Origin of the sequence: Histidinibacterium aquaticum, from assembly GCF_008710275.1 — a bacterium.
In the GTDB taxonomy this organism is placed as follows: domain Bacteria; phylum Pseudomonadota; class Alphaproteobacteria; order Rhodobacterales; family Rhodobacteraceae; genus Oceanicola; species Oceanicola aquaticus.
On the sequence record NZ_VYQE01000004.1, the window covers coordinates 48,963 to 72,599 of the forward strand.

The window sequence follows — 23,637 nt, forward strand, 5'->3', positions numbered from 1 at the left end:
GATCCCATCCGAACGGTCCGTGTCACTCGGCGGCGACCGAGGCCGGCTGGTCGAGCTGGGCGAGGATCGCGTCCGCGGTATCGCGTCCGTCGCGGATTGCCCAGACCACCAGCGAGGCGCCCCGCACGATGTCACCCGCGGCATAGACGCCCGGCAGCGAGGTCGCGCCCGTGCCGAACTCGGCCTTGATGGTACCCCAACGGGTCACTTCCAGCCCCTCGACACCCCAGAGCGTCGGCAGCTCCTCGGGCTCGAAACCCAACGCCTTGATCACGAGGTCGGCGTCCTCGACATAGTCGGCGCCCTCGATGATTTCGGGGCTCTGGCGGCCGGTGGCATCTGGCTGGCCGAGGCGCATCTTGTGGACCATGACGCCGGCGACCGAACCCTCGCCCGGACCCTCGGCCACGACCCCGCCTACGGCGCCCTCGTGCCCGCCGCCGGCAGTGAAGCCCTTGGGGGCGGAGAGCCAGACGAACTCGACGCCCTCCTCCTCGGCATTGGCGACCTCGCGCTGCGAGCCGGGCATGTTCGACCGGTCGCGGCGGTAGAGACACTTCACGCTCTCGGCGCCCTGGCGCACGGCGGTCCGGACGCAGTCCATCGCCGTATCGCCGCCGCCGATGACGACCACGCGCTTGCCCTTCGCGTTGAGTTCGCCGCTGTCGTATTCCTCGACCGTGTCGCCGAAATTCGCCACGCGGTTCGAGGCGGTGAGATAGTCGATCGCCCGCACGATCCCCTTGGAGCCAGAGCCCGGCCCTTGCAGGTCGCGGGACTTGTAGACGCCGGTGGCGATCAGCACGGCGTCGTGCTTGGCGCGGATCTCGTCGAACCCGATGTCGACCCCGACATCGCAATTCAGCCGGAAGGTGACCCCGCCCTCCTCGAGCTGGGTCATGCGCTTCATCACGACCTCCTTCTCGAGCTTGAAGCCGGGGATGCCGTAGGTCATCAGCCCGCCGCCGCGGTCGTAGCGATCGTAGACGGTGACCTGCAGGCCCTCGCGACGCAGGCGGTCTGCAGCGGCTAGGCCGCCGGGGCCCGCGCCGATAATGCCGACGCTTTCGCTCCGCTCATGGGCGGGAGAAATGGGCTTCACCCAGCCCTCCTCCCACGCGGTGTCGGTGATGTATTTCTCGACGGCGCCGATGGTGACGGTGCCATGGCCGGACTGCTCGATGACGCAGTTGCCCTCGCATAGCCGGTCCTGCGGGCAGATCCGCCCGCAAATCTCGGGGAAAGTGTTGGTTTCCTGACTGACCTCGTAGGCCTCCTGCAGGCGGCCCTCGGCGGTCAGGCGCAGCCAGTCCGGGATGTTGTTGTGCAGCGGGCAATGCGTCTGACAGTACGGCACGCCGCACTGCGAACACCGGCCGGCCTGCTCGCCCGCCTTCTCGCGCGCGAACTCGCCATAAATCTCGCGAAAATCGGCCCGACGCAGATCGGGGGGACGCTTGTCCGGCATGTTCCGCCCGACGGTGACGAACTTCAGCATGTTCTGGGAAGCCACGACTGCGGATCCTTTCGCCTCGGAGAGTCTGGAGCGTCCGCATACACAGGTTCAGCGGGAAAGAAAAGTCACTGTTACTGACCTATATGGGCACATTTTGCCGCGAATGCCAGCCCGCGCCCTCAAGTCAGCGCTGAATTTAGGTCCGCATCGTTACCTACATGCAGTCTTTCGTATGGCCCTGAACGAGTTAAGTTGGCGGTCGCGATTCGCAGGATCTCCATGCCGATTTTTCACCTTTTCCTCGTGGCCGTCATCCAGGGCGTCACAGAGTTCCTTCCTGTCTCGTCCTCCGGTCACCTGATCCTTCTGCCGCTGCTGACCGGCATGGCGGACCAGGGGCTGGCGATCGACGTCGCGGTGCACGTCGGCACGCTCTTCGCAGTGATCCTCTACTTCTGGACCGACGTCTTCCTCGCCGTCCGAGGACTCGGCCGCCTCCTGCGCGGCAAGGTCGATACGCAGGGGGCCTTCCTTGCTCTCTGCCTCATCGTCGCGACGATCCCCGTCGTCATCGCCGGGCTGCTGCTTTCGGTCTTCAACCTGACCGAGGTCCTCCGATCCGTCGCGGTGATCGGCTGGACCATGCTGATCTTCGGCCTGGTCCTCTACTGGGCGGACCAGACCGGGGCCGAAGATCGGACGGCGGATCGCTGGAGCCTCAAGCATGCCCTCATCATGGGTCTCTGGCAGGTCCTGGCGCTGATCCCCGGCACCTCCCGCTCCGGCATCACGATCACCGGCGCCCGGCGGCTCGGCTACGACCGCGAGTCGGGCGCCAAGCTCGCCATGCTGATGTCGATCCCGACCATTGCCGCCTCTGGCATCCTACTGGGCGCAGAGGTCTGGGCCGCGGGCGACATCGCCATGGCGCAGGCTGGGGCCGTGGCCGCCCTGCTCGCCTTCGTCTCAGCGCTGCTCGCCCTGAGCCTGATGATGCGGCTGCTGAAGTCGGTGAGCTTCACGCCCTACGTCGTCTACAGATGCATCCTTGGCGTCGTGCTGCTCTGGATCGCCTACAGCTGACTGATCAACGCGCGCGAAGCCGCGTCGCGATGACAGTGCCGTCCGCCCCGAGGGTACCGCGCATCTCGTAGGTCTGCCCGACCGTGAGCGCGTCCTCGATCCGCGCGTCCGCCGCGACCTCGAACCGGCCTCCGTCGATTTCCTGCCGCGCGGTCAGCGTCCCCTCGATCCGGACTTCCGCACCGCCGGGCGGACTGGCCGGGCTGCCTTCTTGGTCCCGCGCGCCTCCCTCGATCCAGTCGCCCAGCAAGGCGATCTCCTCGTCACTCAGGAAGGGTGGCCCGTCGAGAGGCATGCGCGGATCCTCCAGTCCGGCGACGTGCCGCCAGAGCAGGCTGAGCTGCGGTTGCCCGGGCACGACCACGGCCCGCTCACCACCGGCAATGACGCGCGTATGGTCCGCGAGGACGAGCCCCTCCGGCGGGGCGCCGAGGATTGACTGGTCCGAATGGCACTTCACGCAGCGTTGCGAGAGGATCGGGGCGATCTCGCCGAACCAGACCTCGCCGGTCGGTGAGGTCGGAACGTCCTCCGGATTGGCCTCCACCGGCCCACCCTCGGGCAAACCGGCCGCGATCCAGCCCTCGATCAGGGCGATCTGGTCGGGTTCGAGCCAAGGAGGCCCATCGAACGGCATCCGCGGTTCGGTATCGCCGCGCACACGGCGCGCCAGCGGACTGGCCTCCGGCTCGCCCGGAAACAGGACCGGCCCATTGTCCCCGCCGGCGACGGCGGAGTCGAAGCTGTCCAGCCGCAGGCCGAGAGGTGCGAATTCTCCGGAGTGGCAGACCGTGCACCGCTCCTCGAAGATCGGCGCGACATCCGCCCATGTCTGGGCCGCCGCAGGTGCGCCCGCGGCCAGTCCCAGGGCGATCAGAGGCTCAGGAAAACCCCGCACGGCCCGACCCGCCCTTGAGGTTCTGGGCCGAATCCTTGATCGCGTCGTACTGCCCCGACGGACGGAACCGCCACAGGTAGTCCGGCAGCACCGCCTCCATAGAGGCCGGCTGAATCCCCAGGTCCTTGAGCCCCTTCGCGCCCTCGGCCACGACATTGTCGCGCCGCAGCTGAGCCACCTGGTCCGCCGAGATCGGGCCCCGGAACAACCCGAAGGTCAGGAACCGCAGCACGCCGAAGCCGGCAGCGGCGATCCGCGCCATCCAGAACGGCATCGGGAAGATCGCCCGGCGCCGGTGGATGACCTTGAGCATGTACTGCATCAGCTCGCGGAAGGTATTCACGTCAGGACCGCCGAGCTCATAGATCCCCGGCTCCGCCTTGCCGCGCACCGCCAGCTCGGCGGCGTGGGCGACGTCATCGACGTAGACCGGCTGGAACCTGGTCTGCGCTCCGACGACCGGCAGAATTGGGCTCCGAGCCGCCATCTGCCCGAAGCGGTTGAAAAAGCCATCGCCCGGGCCGAAGACGATGGAGGGCCGCAGGATGACGGCATCGGGCCGATGCTCGAGCACCGCCGACTCGCCGGCGGCCTTGGTCCGGGCATATTCGCTGGCGCTCTCCGCATCGGCGCCGATGGCGGAGACATGCACGATGCGCTCCACACCCATCTCCTTGGAGATGCGCGCGATCCGCTCGGGCCCCTTGGCCTGGACCGCGTCGAACGTGTTCTTGCCAACCTCGTCGAGGACACCCACGCAGTTGACCACCGCGTCGGCGCCCCGCGTGACGGCCGCGACCGAGTCGTCGTCCCGGATATTGCAGAAGACCGGCTCGACCTGCCCGACCACGCCATAGGGCCGGACGAAGCCGGCCTCGTGCGGGTTGCGGCAGGCCACCCGGATCCGCCAGCCCTGCCCGGCGAGCCGGCGCGCGATGTGCCGCCCGACCAGACCGGAACCGCCAAAGATTGTGACGAGCTTGGACATGGGGCCCTCCGGGTGTCGTGTCCGGGCCGGGTCTACCGCCCGCCCCCGCACCGCACAAGGCCGCTTTTGGCCGCGCCCGTTCTGAGCCATTGACAGCACCCCGCACGCGGCATAGACGAGCCTCCGCACACCGGCCCAGGTGGCGGAATTGGTAGACGCGCTGGTTTCAGGTACCAGTGACTTCGGTCGTGGAGGTTCGAGTCCTCTCCTGGGCACCAACACCCCAAACGTCGGATAGAATCGGTCCCGTCAGGGCAGTGCGCGATGCACTCGCGTCGGACATGCGCCAGACCGTCTGCATTCCCCCGTTGTCCGCCATCAATGCGCGACGGGCTGCATGCTTCAAGCTGCGACTCCGGAAACAGGAGGCATCGCATGCGCAGCGCACGACACTCGGGCGGAGGGCGTCCGGCCACTCCGATGGCTCTGGGCTACGGGCTGGACCCATGGCAACTCGTCGGGATTGTCGCGAAGGCCCAGGCCTGCGGGGTGAGACAGGCCTTCAGGATGACCGAGGCCTACATCCAGTTCCTGAACAAGCGACTGGAGCAGGACCGGGCCCTCGTGGGCGAATTGGCCTCAGGCGACGACACGCTCTCCGTTCTGGCTGCCTTCTACCGCACGGCGAGCAGCGACTACGCCGAGGAAGCCCGGCATCTGACAGAAATCTGCGCCGAGGCGGCGAGCGAGACTGCCGGCGAACTCCAGGAAGAGATGCACAGGACCATCGCGATGACGGCAAACGGTGCCCGACACCCTGCGGGCACGGGCAAAACGGAGGCGGTGTGATGCGGGTTGAAACGATACTGACATGCTTCGACGGCTCCTCCGCAGGCGAGGAGCAGCTCCGGTCGGCAATCCACGCGGCCCACTGGTTCGATGCCGAGCTGAGCGTGGCCTCGGTGGCCTATTTGCCGGACACCGGTCCGGAGGCCGCTCGGGTCTCCGATCCGGAGACATCCAGACGCGTTGCCGTGAGAGAGGCCATGGATCGCGCCAGGATGGTGTTCGGCCGGCTCGAGGCGGAACGGGTCCGGGGCACCGCCTTCCCCTTCGTCACGACGCGGAAGGCAATGACCGGGCAATTCGACTGTCTCTCGCATTTCGCCGACGTGACTGTCCGGCCCGGATCCTTCGGCCCTTCCGAAGACGGCTCGCCGCGCTTCGGAGACGCCTGCTTCATCGATCCGGCTGTCCTTCAGGGACGGCGCCGGGGACCGGACGCCGGGTCTCGCCGGCACTAGCGAACCGGCCAGGCAACGCCGGCACCCGCCCCACGCTTCCGAACCGTTTCAGCCGGTCAGGCCCACGCGGTCACCGGCGTTTGCCGTGTCACGCAAACAGACGATCCGGACTTCGCGGGTCGTGCCGTCGGTCGGAAACTCGACGGTCCGACCAGGCCCGCCGACCGCCTCCGAAGCCTCGGCATGGCGCCGCCCGACCTGCCGAACCTCGACGCTGATCGCGCCGCCCGGTCCCCGGACGGTCGCTCGGTAGCCCTCCCAGGCCTCGGGCAGGCACGGCGCGATATGCAACTGGCCGTCCCGCAGCTCCAGCCCGAGGATGCCCTCCACGGCGAGACGCCAGGACCAGGCCGCGGCGCCGGTGTACCAGGTCCATCCCGCCCTGCCCTCGAACGGTGGCGCGCCACCGACGTCCGCGGGCATGACATAGGGCTCACCGCGATAGAGCTGCATGTCCCGCTCGGTCGCGCTTCGCCGGATCGGGTTGATCAGGTCGAAGACCCTGTAGGCCTCCTCGCCCTGGCCCAGCCGCGCGAAGGCCAGCCCGAGCCATGTCGCCGCGTGGGTATACTGGCCCCCGTTTTCCCGAATCCCGGGGGGATAGGCCCGGATGTAGCCGGGATCGCGGGGCGTCTTGTCGAAGGCAGGGGCGAGAAGCCGCACGAGCCGGTGCTCCGGGTCGATCAGGTGGCTCGCGGCCGAGCGGACCGCGGCCTCCGCCCGGGGCGCGTCCGGAGCGCCTGATAGGACGGCCCAGGATTGCGCGATGCTGTCGATGCGGCACTCGGTGTTCACGGAAGAGCCCCAGGGCTCTCCCTCGTCGTCGAAGGCGCGCCGGTACCAGGCCCCGTCCCACCCCGCCCGCTCGGCGGCCTGCTGGAGGTCCGTCGCAGATGCCCGCCAGGCCGCGGCCTCCTCGGTGCGCCCGACGCGGTCGGCGAGATCCGCGTAGGCCTTCCCGCAATGGGCGGCGAACCACGCGAGCCAGACACTTTCGCCACGCCCGTAGCGGCCGACACGGTCCATGCCGTCGTTCCAGTCGCCGCTGCCGATGAGTGGCAGGCCATGAGAGCCGGTTGCCGAGGCGCGGCGCAGGGCCAGGCGGCAATGCTCCAACAGCGAGGTCGACGCACCGGTCCGGAACGCGGCGTAGCGGTCCTCTTCATCACCGGCCAGTTCGGGTGCGGAGAGGCAGGGGAGCTCCTCGTCGAGAATGCTCTCGTCGCCCGTCGCGCGCACGTAGGCATGGGTGGCGTAGACCAGCCAGAGCATGTCGTCGGAGCAGCGCGTGCGGACCCCCCGGTTCTCGGGCGGATGCCACCAATGCAGGACGTCTCCCTCTTCGAACTGGTGTCTGGCACACTCGATGATGTGGTCGCGCACCCGCGCGGGCTCGGAGTGCAGGAACGCCATCAGGTCCTGGAGCTGATCGCGAAAGCCGATCCCGCCGCTCGCCTGCTGGAAGCCAGCCCGGGCCTGGATGCGGGAAGCGTAGGACTGGTAGGGCAGCCACCGGTTCACGAGGAGATTCATGGTCTCGTCCGGCGTTTCCACCTCGACCGCCCCAAGGCGGCGGGCCCAGCCAGCCGCGACGGTGGCCTTGGTCGTGACGTAGGCCTCCGGCGAGGTGAAACGCTCGACGAGCGACTCGAGCTCCGGCAGTCCGCGCGCCGCGCCAAGGACAAAGACCACCTCCTCGGTCCCATGCGGCTCGATCTCCAGGTGAACCTGGTAGACCGCACAGGGATCGTCGACCGCATCTGTCCGCCCCCACGGCCCCCATCGCCTCAGACCTTCCGGTCGCTGCAATCCGCCCGGGCCCAGAAAGGCCGAACGGTCCGAGGTGATCGCATGGGGCGGACGGCTCGCTGCCAGGAACGCGACCTGGTCGGCGAAAGCGGGCGCCCAGCCACTCCGGGCAGTGAGCGCGCGCGCGGAGGCGTGATAGCCGCACCTGACCTGCCGCGCCGCAGACCGGACGGCCCCGAGCTGCCACTCCGCGTAGTACGTGGCCGTTATCCGGCGATGGCGATCCGTAGCGTTGGTCAGCTTCAGGCGGACCAGTTTGACCGGCGCCTCCTCGGGCACGGTGACGGAAAGTTCCTGGACGAGCTCCTGTGACGCGCGCATCCATTGGGTTTCCCCGGCCCGGTGCGTGATCTGGCAGGAAGAGGCATCGCCCGCCGGAGCCTGCGTCACGGTCCAGACCCGGGCGCTCTCCTCGTCGCGGAGGAACAGCGCTTCGCCCTGGAGGTCCGTCACCGGGTCGTTCGACCATGGGGTCAGGCGAAATTCTCCGCTGTTCGTGCTCCAGGTGAAACCGAGCCCCGCTTCCGAGACGATCGTTCCGAAGCTGTCGTTCGCGATGACGTTGCACCAGGGAACAGGCGTTCGCTGACCGTCCTCGAGGTGGATGAGGTAGTCTCCGCTGTCCGCGAGAAAGCCACCGATCCCGTTGTCGCAGACCAGGTTCGACGGTCGCTGGAGCGCCTCGATGGCCTCCGACGCCCGACCCGGGTCGCCCGGCTGAAAGACCGGCGGCTTGATGGTTTCGTCGTCCAACGGCGGCAGGGCGGCCGACAGGCTCGTCACCGCACCGTCGAGGGACAGGTGCGCCAGCATCTCGACCGCACGAACCTGTTCGGGCGAGATCCGGTCGATGCTGTGCAGATGAACCCCGCCGTTGCCGCCGAGACCCTCGTCCAGCCCGGCGTCCCGCAGGGCCTCCCGCAACTTCTCACCGATCGGTGCCTCGTAGCTGGAGGCGGTGGTGCCAAGGACCAGGAGATCGAAGCGCAGTCCGTTTCGCCGGACCCATCGCTGCGATCGGACGAGCGACGGCAGTAGGCCGAAGTTCTCCGCCTCCGTCACCCGGACCAGAACGATCGGCAGATCGCCCGAGATCCCGAGCCCCCAGAGGTCCGGCTGACCCGGCAGGGCGTCTTCTCCCCGCGCCGCGTCCCGCAGCGGCGGGCGCAGGAGATAGCCGGCCAGTGCCTGCGCCTCGGCCATTTGGCCCTGAGACATGCCGTATCTTGCGGCCTCCACGGCGGCGGACCGCTCCGCGTCCTGGAAGGCCCAGTCGAGCGCGGCCGCAGTGGAATAACGGTCCGCGGTGGAAAGAGCCTCCTCGCGCGAGGCTGCGGCGATGGTGAGGAAGGCGAAGCTCGCTCTCGCGCCGGGGTCCAGGCGCACCCGGGCCCTGAGCGCCGCCACCGGATCGAGGGTCCAGCCGGTCGTCCCGCTCATCGCGGCCGTTGCGATTCGCGACGACGTGCCGTGGCGGCCCAGGAGCTGGCGCCGGTCCGTCTCCATTCCGGCGAAGGTGACCGACGGGCTCTCCCGCAACAGGCGGTGAAGCATCACTGGGGGCGTGTCCTCGGGTCGCCGGGGGCGCCTGACGAACAGGATGCCCTCGGCATCTGGCAGTCCCTCGCTCTGGATGAAGAGCTTGCTGAAGGCGGGATGCCGGTCATGGGCAGCCTGCGGAGCGAGGACGGGCTCTGCATAGCTCGTGACTTCGATATCCCGGACGGTGTCGCCGTGGTTCACCAGGGTGACGCGGCGGATCTCGATGTCGTCGGCGGCGGCCACGCCGACCTCCTGCGTGGCGGAGATACCTTCCCGCTGAACGTGATAGGAGGCCCTCTCGGGATGGAACGTCACATCGACCCAGCGGTCCTCGGTCCTCCGGAAGTCCCATGATCGATCGTCGCCAACATCGCGCAGGACGATGCGCGAACTGCCCTCGTCCGACAGGAGGTCGGCCGCGTGTCGGGTCAGGGACTGACCGTTCCACCAGGTGCTTCCGGTCCCGGCGGCAGAGAGCCAGACCGCCAAGCGCCCGTTGCCGATGGTGTGGAACTGCGGCTTCTCGCCCTCATCCGCCAGCCATCCATGCAGGGGCGTCACCGGGCGCTTGTCATGTTCGCCGAGCACAGATCCGGCGTCCGGCAGCGGCTCGGGCACGAATTCCCACGGGATCCTCTCGTGCAGCAGGAGGTCGATCGCCGCGATCCGCGCGTCACGGTTGAAGCGCCGGACCAGGATGTCCTCTCCGAGCGCGTTCTCGACGGCGGAAAGGAGCATCCCCTGGTGATGCGCCATGAAAGTCTTCACCAGGGTTTGGCCGCCCGCCTCGATGACGCGCGAGGGCGTAAAATCGACGGCGTCGTAGAAGCCGAACTGCCCGCGAATGCCGAGACGCTCGAGCCTTCGCAGGTTGCGGACGGCGGAGGTCGGGCTCACGGCAAGCGCGAGGGCGCTCGCGTATGGCGCGACGACGTAGTCTTCGGCCAGACCGTGACGCAGGCCCAGACCGGCCACGCCGAAGGCGCGGTACTGGTAGTTCTTGGCCGTGTCCCTAGACGCGAAGGCGGACTCGGAGACACCCCAGGGCAGACCCAGCCTCTCGCCGTAGGTACGCTGGATCTCCACCGCGGCGCGCTCGCTCTGGCCAAGGAGCTGCCCCGGCGCGCTGCGGATCAGCAGGGCCGGCATGAGGAACTCGAACATCGATCCGTTCCACGACAGGATCGTGAGCGGACCGGAAGAGCGAGAGATGGGCCGGCCGAGGTGAAACCAATGCTCGGCTGGCACATCGCCCTTGGCGATCGCGAAGTAGCTCGCCAGCCGCGCTTCCGACGCGAGCAGGTCGTACCGGTGCTCGTCCATCCGGTCGACGCTGAGATTGTAGCCGATGAAGAAGGTCCGCGTCTCGCTGTCGTAGAGAGACCGGAAGTCCATGCCCATTGCGAAGGCCTCGGACCGGCTGGCAAGGGCGAGGACCTGTGAACGCAGTTCCGATAGCGCGCGCCTGCTTTTCTCGACCGCCTGCCCGGCCGCGGGCCCTTCTTCCGTGGTCCAGCTGCGGGACAGTGCCTCCGAATAACCCTCGGCGCTTCGGCAGGACGGCATCTCCGGCAGGGTCGGCGCATTGGTCCTCGCCGTGTCCGTCCCACCCCGGACGAGCGGCAGCCACGGGTAGAAGGCATCGAGATCGCGCAGGAAACTGGCCGCGTGATGTCGGCTCCGCTCGAACCAGAAGTGGAGCTCGGCCGGATCTGCTTGCTGCGCGGTCTCCAGCGCGGTGACCATGCTCTCGGCGAGCTGGGGCAGATCGCGCTCCAGCAGCCCGGTCAGCGCATCGCGCCATCGGACCGGGTCTTCGCGGACAGCCTCGGCGCAGGTCCTTATTTTCTCGATCACCTCCAGGATCGGCTTGCGCTCTTCCTGCGGAAGTCCGCCTGCGGCGTCGGAGAGAAGACCGAGCGGATCGATGAGACCGTCCCAGAGGCACCCCGAGAGCGCCGGCCCTTCGGCCGCCTCGAGAAGGCCCTCCCGCAGGGTCAGAAGCGCCACGGCGAGATTGCCGCTGTCCACGGTGGACAGGTATCTCGGCTCGAGCGAGACGAGCGTCCTAGTGTCGAACCAGTTCACCGGATGACCTTTGTGGCGCTCGATCCGGTCGAGCGCATCGAGCGCGTACTCGGTCCGCTGCGCGAGGTCGCGGAGGCTGATGAAGCCGAGGTCGAAAGCCGCCAGGGAGGACAACAACTGCATCCCGATATTCGTCGGGGAGGACCGGTGCGCCGTTGTCGCCTCGGGGTCCGTCTGGTGGTTGTCGGGGGCGAGCCAGTTGTCTTCGGGTCCGGCGAAGGTCTCGAAGTAGGCCCAGGTCCGTCGCCCGATCCCGCGGAGCCAGGTTCGATCAGCCTCCGTCAGTTCCTTCCGCGACGGGGGCCAGGGCTGGCAGATGCGGAAAGCGACCTCCGGGGAGGCGAACCAGAGCAGCAACAACGGGGCGGCGCCCGGCAAAGCGGTGGGGGCCCATGCGACGAGGACGGCGAGTAGTCCGACCGAGACCAGCGGAGCCCCCGCCATGTCTCTCCAGTACCGCGCCCGCCTGCCCGAACCCTCCGTCGCGGCCTGCGCGGCCGTCGTCCATTCGAGCAGGCCACGGCGCGAGACACCCAGCCGCCAGAGCGCGTGGCCGATCGCGCTGAGGCTGACGACGGTCTCATTCGCCATGAAGACGATCTCGAGGATCCAGCGGCCGGCGTGATCGCGCAGCCGTCTCCAGCGATCCTGGACCGTGCCGCGCCGGCGCCCGCGCGATATGCCGGAGACGACGTGGGTGACGAGGTAGCTACCCGGGGCGGCCACCGTCAGAAAGGTCCAGAGCGGCGCCAGACCCGGCATCGCGAGCCACCCGCAGAGCGCAAGCAGGACGAGCGAGGGCGCGATCAGGCTCCGGCGAAGGTTGTCGACGATCTTCCAGCGATCCAGCGCACGGAAGCGCTTGCGCAGGCGACGTCCTCCGCGGCCGGGCGGGGTGCGGCCGAGCCAGGGCAGGAGCTGCCAGTCGCCCCGGATCCAGCGATGCATGCGCTTGGCGAAGTCCGGGTAGCGCGCCGGAAAAGCCTCGTAGAACACGACGTCGGAGGCGAGCGCCGCTCGCCCGTGGAGCCCCTCGAACAGGTCGTGGCTCAGGAGGGCGTTCTCCGGCACGCGACCATCGAGACTGCGCCGGAAGGCGTCGGGGTCGTAGGCTCCCTTGCCGGCGTAGATGCCTTCTCCGAAGAGGTCCTGATACACGTCGGAGACGGCGCGGCTGTAGATGTCGATCGCCGTGTCGCCGGTATAGAGCCGCGTGAAGGGGGAGGCAGCGCCGGCATCGGGCGAAATCTCCACCCTCGGCTGTATCACGGTGTAGCCCGCGACCACGCGGCCGCTTTGCCCGTCGAACTCGGCCCGGTTCAGCGGGTGCGCCAATGCCCCGAGCAGCTTGTGGACCGACCCCGGGGGCGCGACGGTGTCGGTGTCGAGCGTGACGACGAACCGCGCCTTCCTCAGTCGCTCGATATCGCCTTCCATGACCGGGAAGGCGGCCTCTGCTTCACCATCGAGAAGTTCGTTGAACTGCTCGATCTTGCCGCGCTTTCTTTCCCAGGCCATCCACCGGCGCTCGCCCCGGCACCAGCTGCGCCGCCGGTGAAGCAGAACGAAGGGACGGTGCTCGGCATAGCGTCGGTTCAGCCCGCGGATGCCCTCGATCAACGCGCTCTCGACAGCCGCGTCGCCTTCGGCCACCTCGGTCGGGGCATCGGCGGGGTCGCTCAGCAGAGCGTAGCTGAGCCGCCTGTCGGTATTGGTCAGCATGTGCCGTTCGAGCTGCGACAGGACCGCCTTGGCGTCGGCGGCTGTTCTCAGGATGGCCGGGACGATGACGGCCGCCTCCACGCCCTCCGGCAGCCCCTTCGAGAAATCCATCTTCGGCAGGATCCTCGGCGGCACGATCTGCGTGACCAGCCAGTTGACGACGGTGACAGCGATGATCGACGCGGGCATCAGGAGCAGTAGTCCCACGAGGACGAGAACGAGGCCGCCCACCCCGTTGAGCGCCAGGACGCCAAGGGGCAGCAGAAGCGACAGGACCGCGAGGAAAACGAGCGCTGTGGCGTAGCAGGGCCCGGGTCTGCGGAGCACGAACCGCCGAAGGGCCGCATCGCGGTGGCTTCGATACCCGATCAGCCGCTCGAAATCGCGCCGGCCATCGTCCACGAGCCACCAACCCACATGCCGACGGCGCATCCCCGCATCTTGGACCCCGCACAATCGGATGGCCTCGACGGCGATCTCGAGTTCCGGGCGCCCCGACCCCTCGGCGAGATCCTCGACGGCACCGCGATATCGGTCCCGGGTCTCGAAATCCATTCCGGCATAGAGGCCACAGGGCGCCCCTCGCAGCACCGCCTCTACCCGGCTGGTCTCTTCGACGAAGTCCGGCCAGTCGATCCGCTCCAACGCTGAGAGCGCGACGATCGAGCGAGAGATCGCCTCGGTCGGATCGCGGTTGGGGTGGTGCCGGCGCCCCCTGTCCTCGATCGGATCGAACGGCGGAACGAGGGTGGGGACAATGTGGGAGAACGCCGAGACGATCTGCTCGAGCGTCACCAGCCGCAGCATGGTCGGAAACGCCCAGAGTTCCGCCAGCGAGAAGCCCTCCTCGCCCTGGAAATCCTCTACGAAGGCCTTGGCACTCTCGACATCCACCTGCGCATGCGTGGAGTCGAGGTAGTCGGCAGCTGCCACGAAGACCCGGGGCGCTCCCCGGGCCTCCGGCAGCGCCGACCTGGCGAGCCGCCGATAGAAGGCGGGCGACATGTCCTCGCGCACCTGACGCACCGCGCGACGGACATGGTACTCATTGTCGAGCAGCCATTCCGCCGCCTTCGAGGCTTCCGGCGGAGGCATCCGGCACTGCGCCCGGGCATCGTCCAGCCAGGCGGGGAGCCGGCCCAGGTGTTTCAGCGCGGGAAGCTCATTCGGGGCGCCGGGCGAAACCGTCGCGCGGCGTCCGGCCGGTCGGTCGCCGCTGCCTTTGGCCTCGGACGACGGATCGGCCGTCTCGGTCACCGGCCTTGCCACGAGGCCGCTGGTGGCCTCGGCACGCTTTCTGCAGGCTGATGGTTCCTGGTCTCCGGCTGCCGGATCAGCAGCACCGGGGCCAGGGCGCGCGACAGGAGGTACTCCGCCGTGCTGCCGATCGGAAGATCCGGATCATTCCCGGACCCGCGAGCCGACAGCACAACGAGCTCGCCGCGCTCCTCGCAGATGGCTTTGACGAGCATGCGGCGAGGTTCCGTTCCGGTCAGCCGCCGGAAACGGTGGCCACTCCTATGGGCCGGCATCAGGCGCGCCAGTTGCCCGATCCGGTCCTCGGCCGAATGCTCGGCGTTCTCCGACTGCTTGGGCGAGAACGACCCCCGGGTCGGGAAGGCACTTTCGTCACGGGGGGCATCGGTCTCAGGCAGGGCGTGAAGAACGAGGAGCTCGGCTGAACGGCCCCGCGCGATGGCGCTGGCGTATCGCAGCGCGACTTCGGACGAGGGTGAACCGTCCATCGGCACGATGATGCGCCGGGGCCGGCTCGGCTCGCCCGCGAGCTCGTCGGGGACGACGAGGACCGACCCGCCGAAGGCCTCGACCAGCAGACGGGCGGTGCCACCTAGGCCCCAGCGGTGAGGCGTGCCGTGAATGCCCGCGCCGATCACGAGCAGGTCCGCACCGACCCGGCGTGCCTCCTCCTCGACGCGCTCCAGGGCGGATCCGCAGGTGACGATGGGCTGCACCTCCGACATGCCCTCGGCCTCGTCGGAAAGCCGGAGAAGGTCCGCCACCTCCTCGCGCCGCCGCAGCTCCCAGTCCACAGGGTCGGCGATCTCGGCCCTCGGGTCGTGTGACGGGATCACCCGCAGGGCGGACAAACGTGCTTCGGAAAGCTCCGCCAGTATCTTGGCCTCGCGCAGCACGGTGGCGGCGAGCGGCGAGCGGTCGAGGCAGGCCAGAACATGCCCGAACAGCTGGTTCGGTCGTGCCGCAGGGGTCTGAATCATGGTGGCGGCGGGCTCGGTCTCTGAAGCAGGTCCCGGCAAGGCGATCTCCCCTCGTTGCGGTTGCGTCGGCCTCCGGCCTGGGCGTCACCCTAGCGACCCTGGCCGGCACCTCATTGACGGTGCGCAATGCGTCGCGCCGGATGCCCTATCGCCGCCGCGCCGATCCAGCCGCCCAGCGGACGCACGGCAGAGGGGCGTTGACCGCCGTCAACGACAGCGCAGTCCCGCGCCGGAAGGATGAGGCGGTCATGTCACCGAGGAGATCACGGCGGTGGATTACAAGAAGCTCCTGTTCCGGTCCGACGCTCGCGAGGCCCTGCTCAGGGGCACCCGGGCCCTCGCCGATGCTCTCCGGATCACTCTTGGCCCCAGGTCGAAATCGGTGCTGATCCAGAAGAGCTTCGGAGCTCCCCTCGTCTGCGACGACGGTGTGACGATCGCCAAGGAGTTCAGGCTGCAGGACCGGGAAGAAGACATGGGCGCCCAGCTGCTGCGGCAGGCGGCGGAGCGCACCGGCGAGGCGGTCGGCGACGGAACAACGACCTCGACCATCCTTGCCAACGCGCTGTTCTCAGACGGGGTGCGCAACGTGGCGGCCGGTGCTTCCGGCATCGACCTGAAGCGCGGTTTCGAGGACGGCCTCGCCGCCGCCGTCGCCGCCCTGCGGGAGATCTCCCGTCCAATCGATTCCCGGACCGACAAGCGCCAGGTCGCCTCGATCTCGGCACACGGCGACGAGTCCATAGGCGAACTGGTCGCGGAAGCGATGGAGGATGTCGGAGACGAGGGCAGCATCGTCATCGAGGACTCCCGGACGACGGAAACCGTCCTGGAGATCGTCGAGGGCATGCAGTTCGACCGCGGATACATCTCCCCCTATTTCGTGACGGATTCCGAAACGCTGACCGCGCGGCTCGAGTCTCCCCTCGTCCTGCTGCACGAGAAGAAGCTCACGAGCCTCAAGTCTCTCGTCCCGCTTCTGGAAGCGATCATGCAGGCGGACCAGTCCCTGCTGATCGTCGCCGAGGACCTCTCCGACGAGGTGATCGCCACCCTCGTGGTCAACAGGCTGCGCGGCACGCTCAGGGTGGTCGCGGTCAAGGCGCCGGGCTTCGGCGACCGGCGACGCGCCATGCTCGAGGACATCGCGACGCTGACAGGATGCCATCTCGTTTCCTCGGATCTCGGCGTGGACCTGGAAAAACTGACCATCGGCGACCTCGGAGCCGCGACCTCGGTTCGCGTCGACCGCGAGTCCACCGTGATCGTCGGCGGTGCCGGTGAGCCCGAGGCGATCAAAGGCCGCATCGCGCAGATCCGTCACCAGATCGAGGAGTCGAGCTCCGACTACGACCGGGAGAAGCTCCGCGAGCGCGCCGCGAAGCTTTCGGGCGGGGTCGCCGTCATCCGCGTGGGTGCTGCGACGGAGGCCGAGCTGAGAGCCCGGAAGGACGCGCTCGACGACGCGATCCATGCCACCAAGGCCGCGGTGGAGGAGGGTGTCGTCCCCGGCGGTGGTCTCGCCCTTGTCCGGGCGGCAGCGGCCGTGGAAGCCGCCGCGAAGGACAAGGACGGAGACCGGCGAACCGGGATCCTCTGCCTGGCACGCGCCCTCGGAGAGCCGGCCCGGCAGATCGCCGAGAACTCCGCGATGGACGGCGGCGTCGTGCTCTCGGAGATGAAGAAGGGAACCGGGGCCTGGGGCTTCGACGCGGCGCAAGCCAGGTACGTCGATCTCATGGAGGCCGGAATCATGGACCCGACGAAAGTCGTCCGCATCGCGCTCGAGAACGCGGTGTCGGTCGCCGGGACGCTTCTCCTGACCGAGGCCACCATGGCCATCGTCCACGAAGACGACGACCATGCTGCCAGAGAAGCCGATGCCTTTGCGTGACGCTGGGCCGAACAGCGCCGACCCTGTGACAGTCTCGAACAGGCCACACCGGGAGGGGACGATGAGCCAGGCCGATACCATCGCCTTCCTCCGGTCGGGCCGGGCCTTCGAAGACGATGGCCCGGTCGAGATCATCGAGACGCACGGCGCATACGTCTTCCTCTCCGGCGACACCGCGCTGAAGCTGAAGCGGGCCGTGACATACGACTACATGGACCTGAGCACGGTCGAGCTCCGCCGAAAGATGCTCGAGCGCGAGCTCGAACTGAACAGCCCGGCGGCTCCCGGGATCTACCGTGACGTGTTGCCCGTCATCAGGGCGCCGGACGGGCTGAGCCTCGGCGGCGAAGGCGAGATTGCCGACTGGGTTCTCCGGATGTGGCGGTTCCCGGCCGAAAACGAGATGGACGGGATCGCGCGGCGCGGGGAGCTGGACGATACGCTCGCAAGCGCGACGGGCGAAGCGATCGCCGCCTACCATCGCAACGCCCCCCTCCGAGATACGTCCGGGCATCGCTTGGTCAGTGACATCCTCTCCGAGCTGATCCGCGTCTTTGCAGAGTTCCAAGGGACGCCGGGCACCGAGCGCGTCGCCGACTGGATCGAGGCTGCCGGGCGACAACTCGACGCCGTCGGCTCTCTCCTCGACGCCCGTGGTCGCGACGGCCATGTGCGCCGTGTCCACGGCGACCTGCATCTGCGGAACCTCGTCGTACTCGACGGACGGCCACTCCTCTACGACGCCCTCGAATTCGATGAGACGCTGGGCACCTGCGACGTCCTCTATGACGTGGCCTTCCTCGTCATGGACCTCTGCCATCGCGGTCTTCCCCGTCAGGCCTGCCGGGTCCTCGACGCCTGGCTGCGCGAGGCGCGGGGGAGCGAGGATTCCGGTCTCCGGGCTCTCCCTCTCTTCCTCTCGGTCAGGGCCGCGATCCGCGCGATGGTATCGCTGCAGACCGACGCCGCCCGCGCTGGTCCCGGGCGGTCTTCCAGCGAAGTCGCCTCGTACCTGGACCTGGCGCTCTCCGCGCTGAGACCTCCGCCGCCGCAACTGATCGCGGTCGGCGGATACTCCGGGAGCGGCAAGAGCGTCCTCGCACGGGCTATCGCCCCGGAGTTCCGCCCCCTGCCCGGCGCTGTCCTCCTGAGCTCGGACCTCGAGCGCAAGGCCGGCCTTCCTCACCAGGCCCGACTGGACCAGAAAGAATACGACGCCGCGCCAAGAACCGCCGTCTACCACCGGATGTTCGACCGCGCCGCGGTGCTCCTGGCGGCGGGTCACTCCGTCATCCTCGACGCGACATTTCTGGATCCCGAGCTCAGATGCCAGGCGAGGGCGATCGCACACCGCCTGCATCTGCCGTTCCGCACCTTCTGGCTCGATGCACCGCCTCAGATTCTCAAGCGTCGCCTGGAGTCCCGGGTCGGCGACGCATCGGATGCGAACGTCGCGGTGCTGGAACGGCAGCTGGCGGCGGGGCACGGAACCCTGAGCTGGACGAGGCTCGATGCCTCAGGGAATCGCGAAAGCGTTCTGGCCGCAGCCCAGCGCGGCCTCTCCCGCAGACCGAGAGACCTAGAAACGGACTGCCGGACCTAGCGGGTTGTCTGCCGTCAATGCGGAGCTCCGGTTCGCGACTAGCGTCTCGTGGGGTCCGCGAGTGGGAAGTCCCGATGCCGATCAAGTCCATCCTGACCTTCTACGACGGGTCGGCCGCGTCCGAGACCCAGCTCGGCGCGGCGATCACGCTCGCCAAGCGGTTCGACGCCCATATCGACGTCGCAGTGATTGCCTATGTCCAGTCCGACTTGGCCCTCGGCTCGGGCGGGGGCCCGATGGGGCGGACACCGGTCCGCCAGGCCGAGGACGAGGCCAAGACGCTCTCCGCCCCGATCCGGGAGCGGCTGGCGGCGGAAAAGCTCCTTGGCAGGACCCTTCCGTTGGTGACGAGACCGGAAGACCTCGGCCGGACCTTCGGCGATCGCGCGAGGTACACGGACCTTGTCGTCCTCGCGAAGCCGATCGGCAACGACTACTACAACAGCACCCCTCAGTCCCTGGAGGGCGCCCTCTTCCGCGGAGATGGCGCGGTCCTGGTCTGCCCCGAGGGGCCCGTACCGGAGCCCCACCGTGTCCTGATCGCCTGGGACGGCAGCCCGCCTGCCCTGCACGCCGTGCGACGGGCCCTCACCTTCCTGACGGGCGCGCGGATGGCAGAGATCGTCATGGTGAACCCGGCCGACGACGTCGCCAGCTCGGCAGACGACCTGTCCGTTCTCCTTACCCATCACGGCATGTCCGCCCGGGTTTCCCGCATCGCCGCAGGTTCCGGCAGCGACGCCCGAATACTGGCCCAGGCCCAGAGCGACACTGGGGCCGACTGGATCATCGCCGGCGCTTACGGCCACTCGAGGTTCCGTGAGCTTCTGCTTGGGGGCGTCACCAGGGAGTTGCCGACACTCACCAAGGTGCCTCTCTTCATGGTGCACTGACATCGCGGTGGGGACGTCCGAGACGGCGAATGGTCAATCGCCGCGCATTTCGGCTCGGTTCTGCGAATGGGGTCCCTCGACGCCCCGGATCCGATCGAGCAGTGCCTTGCCCGGCAGGGACCGAAGCCCTCTCCCCGCTCGTGATTTTCGGCGCACCGACACGACCCGCTCGGTCTCGACACGGAAATAGCGCGAAATCTCTTCATCGCTCAGGCCGAGGTCGCTCAGCACCCCGACGCTCCTTTCCGGACACGGACCCAGAGGATCGTGCGCCTCCAGTCCGCCCGCCTTACCGGGGCATCTCCCGCCGGCGACGTAGGTCCATGGTGTGCTCTCCGGCGCCAGGACATGCTCCTGCCGCGCTCCGTGGTCGATCCGCCTGTCTCTCATGTCAGCTGCGTCCCTATCGCGTCGACAGACACTTCGCCGTTTCCGCGGCGCGCCTCATTGACCACCGTCAAGATGAGCAGCGATCGGCCCATCGTCCGACCCATTGACGGCAGTCAATGCCGCGCCGCCGCGGGGGGTCCAAACGGCACGCGCCGACGCACCATCCCGATGCGTCGCGCATAGCTGGAGAACTCACATGAGACAGTTCACTCTTGCATTTGGCGGCCTGATGCTGACCGCGATGGCCGTCTTCGCCCAGATGGCGGACGTCGATACCGACGGTGACGGATACGCGAGTTTCGACGAGCTCGTGGCCGTCTATGCCGACGTGACCGAAGAGCAATTCGCCGAGCTCGATACCGATGGCGACGGCACCCTCAGCGAGGAAGAGATGACCGCCGCGATGGACTCCGGCGCGCTCTCGATGTCCGAGTAACCCGGACCGGTCCGGCCCTGTCGCGCCTCGCGCGGGACGGGGCCGGATCGGCGGCGAGGTGGGCCCTCCGCCCGGGCAGTGTCAATTGACGGTGGTCAATGCCGTCCGGCCCGATCCCCACAACATGAGGCCATTGGCAGCAATGGACTGCTCATGGAAATCTGGAGGTACCGAACATGGAAAGGATGCATTGGCAGGATGCCGTAACGCTTCTGGCCGGGATCGTGCTGATCGCGGCGCTCTTCGTGATGAACGTCACGATGCCCGAGGGCGCGAGTTCGACGATCGTGACCTGGAATTTCGTCCTTATCGGGTTCGCGACGGTCGCGACCGCGGTCGGCGCGCTCTACGCGTTTCAGGCATGGGAGGAATGGGTGGCGGCGATCCTCGGTGTCTGGATGATCGTGTCGCCCTGGGCGCTCGGCTTCGCATCAGCACCCTCGCTCATGTGGCTCGCGGTGATCTGCGGGGCGGTGATCGTCGCGATGGCGGTCTTCGTCCTCCTGCAGTCCGACGAAGCCGTGTGACACCCGGGACCGGCGGGCCGGAAACTTCGGCCCGCCGGTCCCGTATTCCGAATTTGCTGGACAGGGCAAAGGCTGTCGGGGCGTGCTTCTGCGACGCGGGTGTCCCCGTGCGTGCGAAGGTGCCACCGACAGCCCCGACCGACAGGTGTCGTCGCCGTTCCGGCTGCGGATCTGCGATGCGTCTCTCGACGCTGCCCTGCGACACTCAACCGGGTCGGCTCTTCCTGCCGATGACCCAAGACTGACCGATTCCCGACAGGACCTCATTGACGCCAATCAACCGGGCTTCACCGATCGACAGTGGCTCACCACCAGAGATCACGGAGGGGCGCGCGCATGGAATTGCTCACCTGTTCGATCTCACCTATCGAGGCTTTCCTGCGCAGCAGGTCGAAGACCGCGGCCACCGCCCTCTCGGGATCATCCAGAGGCTGCCGACGGAACCGTGACGAGACCCGCTCGAGAAAGGCCGTCTTGCTCCGGGGACGGACCGGTGTGCGGGACGGGTCCCAACCGGTGTAGTAGATGCCACGCAAGACCATCGGCAGTTGAGCGGCGAGGTCTGCCGCTTCATTTACGCCCAGGTAGTCGCGAACGGCGTGCAGCGTCTCCGTCAGCAGGAGATAGGCGCGGTCCTTCTCGGACCATTCGAGGTCCTCGCAGAGCAGGTTGATCCATTCCGCCACGACCTGCGGCCCCTCGTCCACGGCTGTATGACCGATGTGTCCCATCTCGCCTCTCCTCCTTGCCCATACAGCCTGCGGGCGCTCCCGGCCGGAGCGCATTGACCGCCGTCAGCAGGCTGCTTGACCACCGTCAATGCGACCCCGCTCCCGAGGCTTAAAGTAACGGTCATACCGGTTCGGAGGAGGGCAAGATGAAGGTCAGTGAAGCGATGCACACGCCTGCCGAATGGGTGGAGGCGGATACGCCGGTGAGCGAGATCGCGGCCCGCATGGCGAAGGACGACATCGGCGCCGTCCCGATCGGCAAGGACGACAAGCTGATCGGCATGATCACCGACCGCGACCTGGCCCTTCGCGTGGTGGCAAAGGGTCTCGACGTCGAGAGAACGACGGCCGCGGACGTGATGTCCAAGGGCATCGTCTACTGCCAGACCGAGGAAACGGTCGAGGATGCCATCCACCTGATGGATCAGAAGAAGATCCGCCGCCTGCCCGTCCTCGACGAGAACAAGCGCCTCGTGGGGATCCTCTCGCTCGGCGATGTCGCCCACTCGGCCGGGCTCCAACTGACCGGCGAACTGGCCCGCGCCGTCGCCGATCACCACAGGTAGCCGACACCGATGAAGGCTCCCAGGACATGGTACGTCGTGATGAACACCAGCCGCGCGCGGGTTCTGCGCGACCTGCCCGGACCGCGTGAGCCCGCCCCGATCGAGATATCGCTGCAGGGACCGCGCCGGCGGCTGCGCGAGGTCATGGAGGACCGCGCCACCAGGAGCTATTCGTCGGCCGGTGGCGGCCGGCGCGCGGCCGTGGAGCCGGGATCGGATCCCATCGCCGAGGACGCCCGGAATTTCGTGCGGGAAGTCGTCGAGTATCTGGACAAGCAGCGGCTGGCCAAGGCCTTCGACCGGCTCGTCGTCATCGCCTCGTCGGACGCCATCGGCATCTGGCGCGCCGAACTGCCCGAGGCCCTCGCGGCGTGCGTTCAGCATGAATTCGTCAAGAACCTCGTCCGTTTCTCGGCGAGGGAACTCGTCGCGGCGATCCGAGGGCTCACCTCCGCCTGACGTGCTCGCCGCCCCGCGGGAAGCTCCGTCAGCCAAAGCCTGACGGAGGCTCCACATACTCGAAGACCGGCACGCTCACGTGATCGACCGCCGCGCGACCCGAGAAGCCGCGCCCACGCATCCGGTCCAGGCCGAAAGCTGTGCGATCCTCCACGAATTCCTCACCGCAGCTGGGACAGACCAGAGCCGGAATACCGCGGATCACCGCCAGCCCGGACTCCCGCCAGAAGGCGGTTTCGATCGTCTTCTCCTCGAGACCGCCGCTCCCGCAGGACCTGCAGGTTCGTGCGGTTTCGGTCGGCATGAGGTCTTCGTCGGCGACCTCGTTGATCAGGTTCACGCGCATGACTGGCCACGCTTTCGTTGCAGGATCACGGTATGGTCGAGGCGGGCGGCGACCGTTGGCCCGGCTCCGGGAGAGACCCATGTCCGGTGCCGCCTCGGGGTCCCGTCTACCTCTGGATCGACATCAGGTATTCGGCGATCGAGAGCGTGCGACCGCGGATCAGGGGTTCGACGGCACCGTCGAAGTCCATGTCGCCCCTCAGCTCCTCGCGAAAGAGGGCACCGTAGACGGGCATCGGCTCCTGGTGCGCTCTCAGCCCGCTGCGACCGTCGATGACATGGATCACGTCGAGCATCGGAAACTCACCGTCGTTCGCCTCGCTGAGCGTCGTGAGGTCGGGGACGGGAATCGTGAGCAGGTCCGCGAGCTCGCCGTCCCCTCTCGCCATTTCGCCGTGACAGACCGAGCAGTTCTGCTGGTAGAAGTGTTCGCCCCAACTGACGTCTTCCTGTGCCGCGGCGGAGTTCGCCAGAACCATCGGGATCGCTAGAAAAGACCATCTCATCTCAATTCCTCCTCTTCCTGTCCCGATGATGGTCGCCCGGACCGCCCGGTCATTGACCGCTGTCAACGGACCGACCCCACGCAGGAGGGTGCGTCGTTGACCATGGTCAATGCCGCCCTGACGCGACTCGCCGAATGTCTGATCATCCGCGCATTGCTGTCCCTGCAGTGTCCCGCCTGTCCCCAGGAGCCGCGGAAATGGCCGTTGGCTGCGCAAGTGA

At 67.9% G+C, this 23,637-nt stretch carries 19 protein-coding genes and 1 tRNA gene; 11 read left to right on the plus strand and 9 right to left on the minus strand.

Features of this window, described 5'->3' with window-relative positions:
• Nucleotides 1-22: 22 nt before the first annotated feature.
• Nucleotides 23-1,513, minus strand: a complete 1,491-nt coding sequence (locus F3S47_RS12955; RefSeq protein ID WP_150445708.1) for an NAD(P)-dependent oxidoreductase — start codon at nucleotides 1,511-1,513, stop codon at nucleotides 23-25.
• Nucleotides 1,514-1,735: 222 nt separating this feature from the next.
• Here F3S47_RS12955 and F3S47_RS12960 point away from each other — a divergent pair, with 222 nt between their 5' ends.
• On the plus strand, nucleotides 1,736-2,539 hold the full coding sequence (locus F3S47_RS12960) for an undecaprenyl-diphosphate phosphatase (RefSeq protein ID WP_150445709.1): 804 nt from the start codon (nucleotides 1,736-1,738) through the stop codon (nucleotides 2,537-2,539).
• Nucleotides 2,540-2,543: 4 nt separating this feature from the next.
• Here the strand turns inward: F3S47_RS12960 and F3S47_RS12965 are convergent, their stop codons facing one another.
• Nucleotides 2,544-3,437 carry a c-type cytochrome domain-containing protein gene (locus F3S47_RS12965; protein ID WP_191090181.1) on the minus strand — a complete coding sequence of 298 codons (894 nt, stop codon included), beginning with the start codon at nucleotides 3,435-3,437 and terminating at the stop codon, nucleotides 2,544-2,546.
• Nucleotides 3,421-4,425, minus strand: a complete 1,005-nt coding sequence (locus tag F3S47_RS12970) for a complex I NDUFA9 subunit family protein (RefSeq protein ID WP_150446158.1) — start codon at nucleotides 4,423-4,425, stop codon at nucleotides 3,421-3,423. Before F3S47_RS12970 ends, F3S47_RS12965 begins: the two co-directional genes overlap by 17 nt.
• A gap of 133 nt (nucleotides 4,426-4,558) precedes the next feature.
• On the opposite strand from F3S47_RS12970, the gene F3S47_RS12975 reads away from it, so the two are divergent.
• The 3 genes from F3S47_RS12975 to F3S47_RS12985 all read left to right on the plus strand — a co-directional run bounded on the left by F3S47_RS12975 (nucleotide 4,559) and on the right by F3S47_RS12985 (nucleotide 5,669).
• Nucleotides 4,559-4,643, plus strand: a tRNA-Leu gene (locus F3S47_RS12975).
• A 157-nt stretch (nucleotides 4,644-4,800) separates the two neighbouring features.
• Entirely contained in the window at nucleotides 4,801-5,214 is a 414-nt protein-coding gene (locus F3S47_RS12980) for a hypothetical protein (RefSeq protein ID WP_150445711.1), read from the plus strand.
• The gene (locus tag F3S47_RS12985) at nucleotides 5,214-5,669 is read left to right on the plus strand and encodes an adenine nucleotide alpha hydrolase family protein (protein ID WP_150445712.1); all 456 of its coding nucleotides are present in this window, start codon (nucleotides 5,214-5,216) and stop codon (nucleotides 5,667-5,669) included. The genes F3S47_RS12980 and F3S47_RS12985 overlap by 1 nt, the downstream gene beginning before the upstream one ends.
• A gap of 48 nt (nucleotides 5,670-5,717) precedes the next feature.
• Here F3S47_RS12985 and F3S47_RS12990 read toward each other — a convergent pair whose 3' ends face one another.
• Both F3S47_RS12990 and F3S47_RS12995 read right to left on the minus strand, forming a co-directional pair.
• A complete protein-coding gene (locus F3S47_RS12990; RefSeq protein ID WP_223877824.1) occupies nucleotides 5,718-14,087 on the minus strand; it encodes a GH36-type glycosyl hydrolase domain-containing protein in 8,370 nt (2,789 codons plus the stop codon).
• Complete coding sequence (locus tag F3S47_RS12995) at nucleotides 14,084-15,067, minus strand: universal stress protein (RefSeq protein WP_150445713.1); 984 nt, start codon at nucleotides 15,065-15,067, stop codon at nucleotides 14,084-14,086. The genes F3S47_RS12990 and F3S47_RS12995 overlap by 4 nt, the downstream gene beginning before the upstream one ends.
• Nucleotides 15,068-15,338: 271 nt before the next feature.
• Between F3S47_RS12995 and groL the strand changes: the two genes are divergently transcribed.
• The 3 genes from groL (at nucleotide 15,339) to F3S47_RS13010 (ending at nucleotide 19,457) form a co-directional block, all read left to right on the plus strand.
• A complete protein-coding gene (groL, locus tag F3S47_RS13000; RefSeq protein ID WP_150445714.1) occupies nucleotides 15,339-16,961 on the plus strand; it encodes a chaperonin GroEL in 1,623 nt (540 codons plus the stop codon).
• 61 nt (nucleotides 16,962-17,022) lie between these two features.
• The gene (locus tag F3S47_RS13005) at nucleotides 17,023-18,564 is read left to right on the plus strand and encodes a bifunctional aminoglycoside phosphotransferase/ATP-binding protein (protein WP_150445715.1); all 1,542 of its coding nucleotides are present in this window, start codon (nucleotides 17,023-17,025) and stop codon (nucleotides 18,562-18,564) included.
• Nucleotides 18,565-18,638: 74 nt separating this feature from the next.
• Nucleotides 18,639-19,457, plus strand: a complete 819-nt coding sequence (locus F3S47_RS13010) for a universal stress protein (RefSeq protein WP_191090182.1) — start codon at nucleotides 18,639-18,641, stop codon at nucleotides 19,455-19,457.
• A 33-nt stretch (nucleotides 19,458-19,490) separates the two neighbouring features.
• Here the strand turns inward: F3S47_RS13010 and F3S47_RS13015 are convergent, their stop codons facing one another.
• Nucleotides 19,491-19,688, minus strand: coding sequence for a hypothetical protein (locus F3S47_RS13015; RefSeq protein ID WP_150445717.1), 198 nt, complete (start codon nucleotides 19,686-19,688; stop codon nucleotides 19,491-19,493).
• A 355-nt stretch (nucleotides 19,689-20,043) separates the two neighbouring features.
• On the opposite strand from F3S47_RS13015, the gene F3S47_RS13020 reads away from it, so the two are divergent.
• Both F3S47_RS13020 and F3S47_RS13025 read left to right on the plus strand, forming a co-directional pair.
• Nucleotides 20,044-20,283: an EF-hand domain-containing protein gene (locus F3S47_RS13020; RefSeq protein ID WP_150445718.1), complete on the plus strand. Its 240-nt coding sequence runs from the start codon at nucleotides 20,044-20,046 to the stop codon at nucleotides 20,281-20,283.
• A 176-nt stretch (nucleotides 20,284-20,459) separates the two neighbouring features.
• Complete coding sequence (locus tag F3S47_RS13025; RefSeq protein ID WP_150445719.1) at nucleotides 20,460-20,810, plus strand: SPW repeat protein; 351 nt, start codon at nucleotides 20,460-20,462, stop codon at nucleotides 20,808-20,810.
• Nucleotides 20,811-21,115: 305 nt separating this feature from the next.
• Here the strand turns inward: F3S47_RS13025 and F3S47_RS13030 are convergent, their stop codons facing one another.
• Nucleotides 21,116-21,541: a DUF2267 domain-containing protein gene (locus F3S47_RS13030; RefSeq protein ID WP_150445720.1), complete on the minus strand. Its 426-nt coding sequence runs from the start codon at nucleotides 21,539-21,541 to the stop codon at nucleotides 21,116-21,118.
• Nucleotides 21,542-21,687: 146 nt separating this feature from the next.
• Here F3S47_RS13030 and F3S47_RS13035 point away from each other — a divergent pair, with 146 nt between their 5' ends.
• Both F3S47_RS13035 and F3S47_RS13040 read left to right on the plus strand, forming a co-directional pair.
• Nucleotides 21,688-22,107, plus strand: a complete 420-nt coding sequence (locus F3S47_RS13035) for a CBS domain-containing protein (RefSeq protein WP_150445721.1) — start codon at nucleotides 21,688-21,690, stop codon at nucleotides 22,105-22,107.
• A gap of 9 nt (nucleotides 22,108-22,116) precedes the next feature.
• Nucleotides 22,117-22,566, plus strand: a complete 450-nt coding sequence (locus F3S47_RS13040) for a host attachment protein (RefSeq protein WP_150445722.1) — start codon at nucleotides 22,117-22,119, stop codon at nucleotides 22,564-22,566.
• Nucleotides 22,567-22,594: 28 nt separating this feature from the next.
• On the opposite strand, the gene F3S47_RS13045 is transcribed toward F3S47_RS13040, so the two are convergent.
• Together F3S47_RS13045 and F3S47_RS13050 are read right to left on the minus strand one after the other, a co-directional pair.
• On the minus strand, nucleotides 22,595-22,912 hold the full coding sequence (locus F3S47_RS13045) for a type II toxin-antitoxin system MqsA family antitoxin (protein ID WP_191090183.1): 318 nt from the start codon (nucleotides 22,910-22,912) through the stop codon (nucleotides 22,595-22,597).
• A 106-nt stretch (nucleotides 22,913-23,018) separates the two neighbouring features.
• A complete protein-coding gene (locus F3S47_RS13050) occupies nucleotides 23,019-23,417 on the minus strand; it encodes a c-type cytochrome (RefSeq protein WP_150445724.1) in 399 nt (132 codons plus the stop codon).
• Nucleotides 23,418-23,637: the final 220 nt, after the last annotated feature.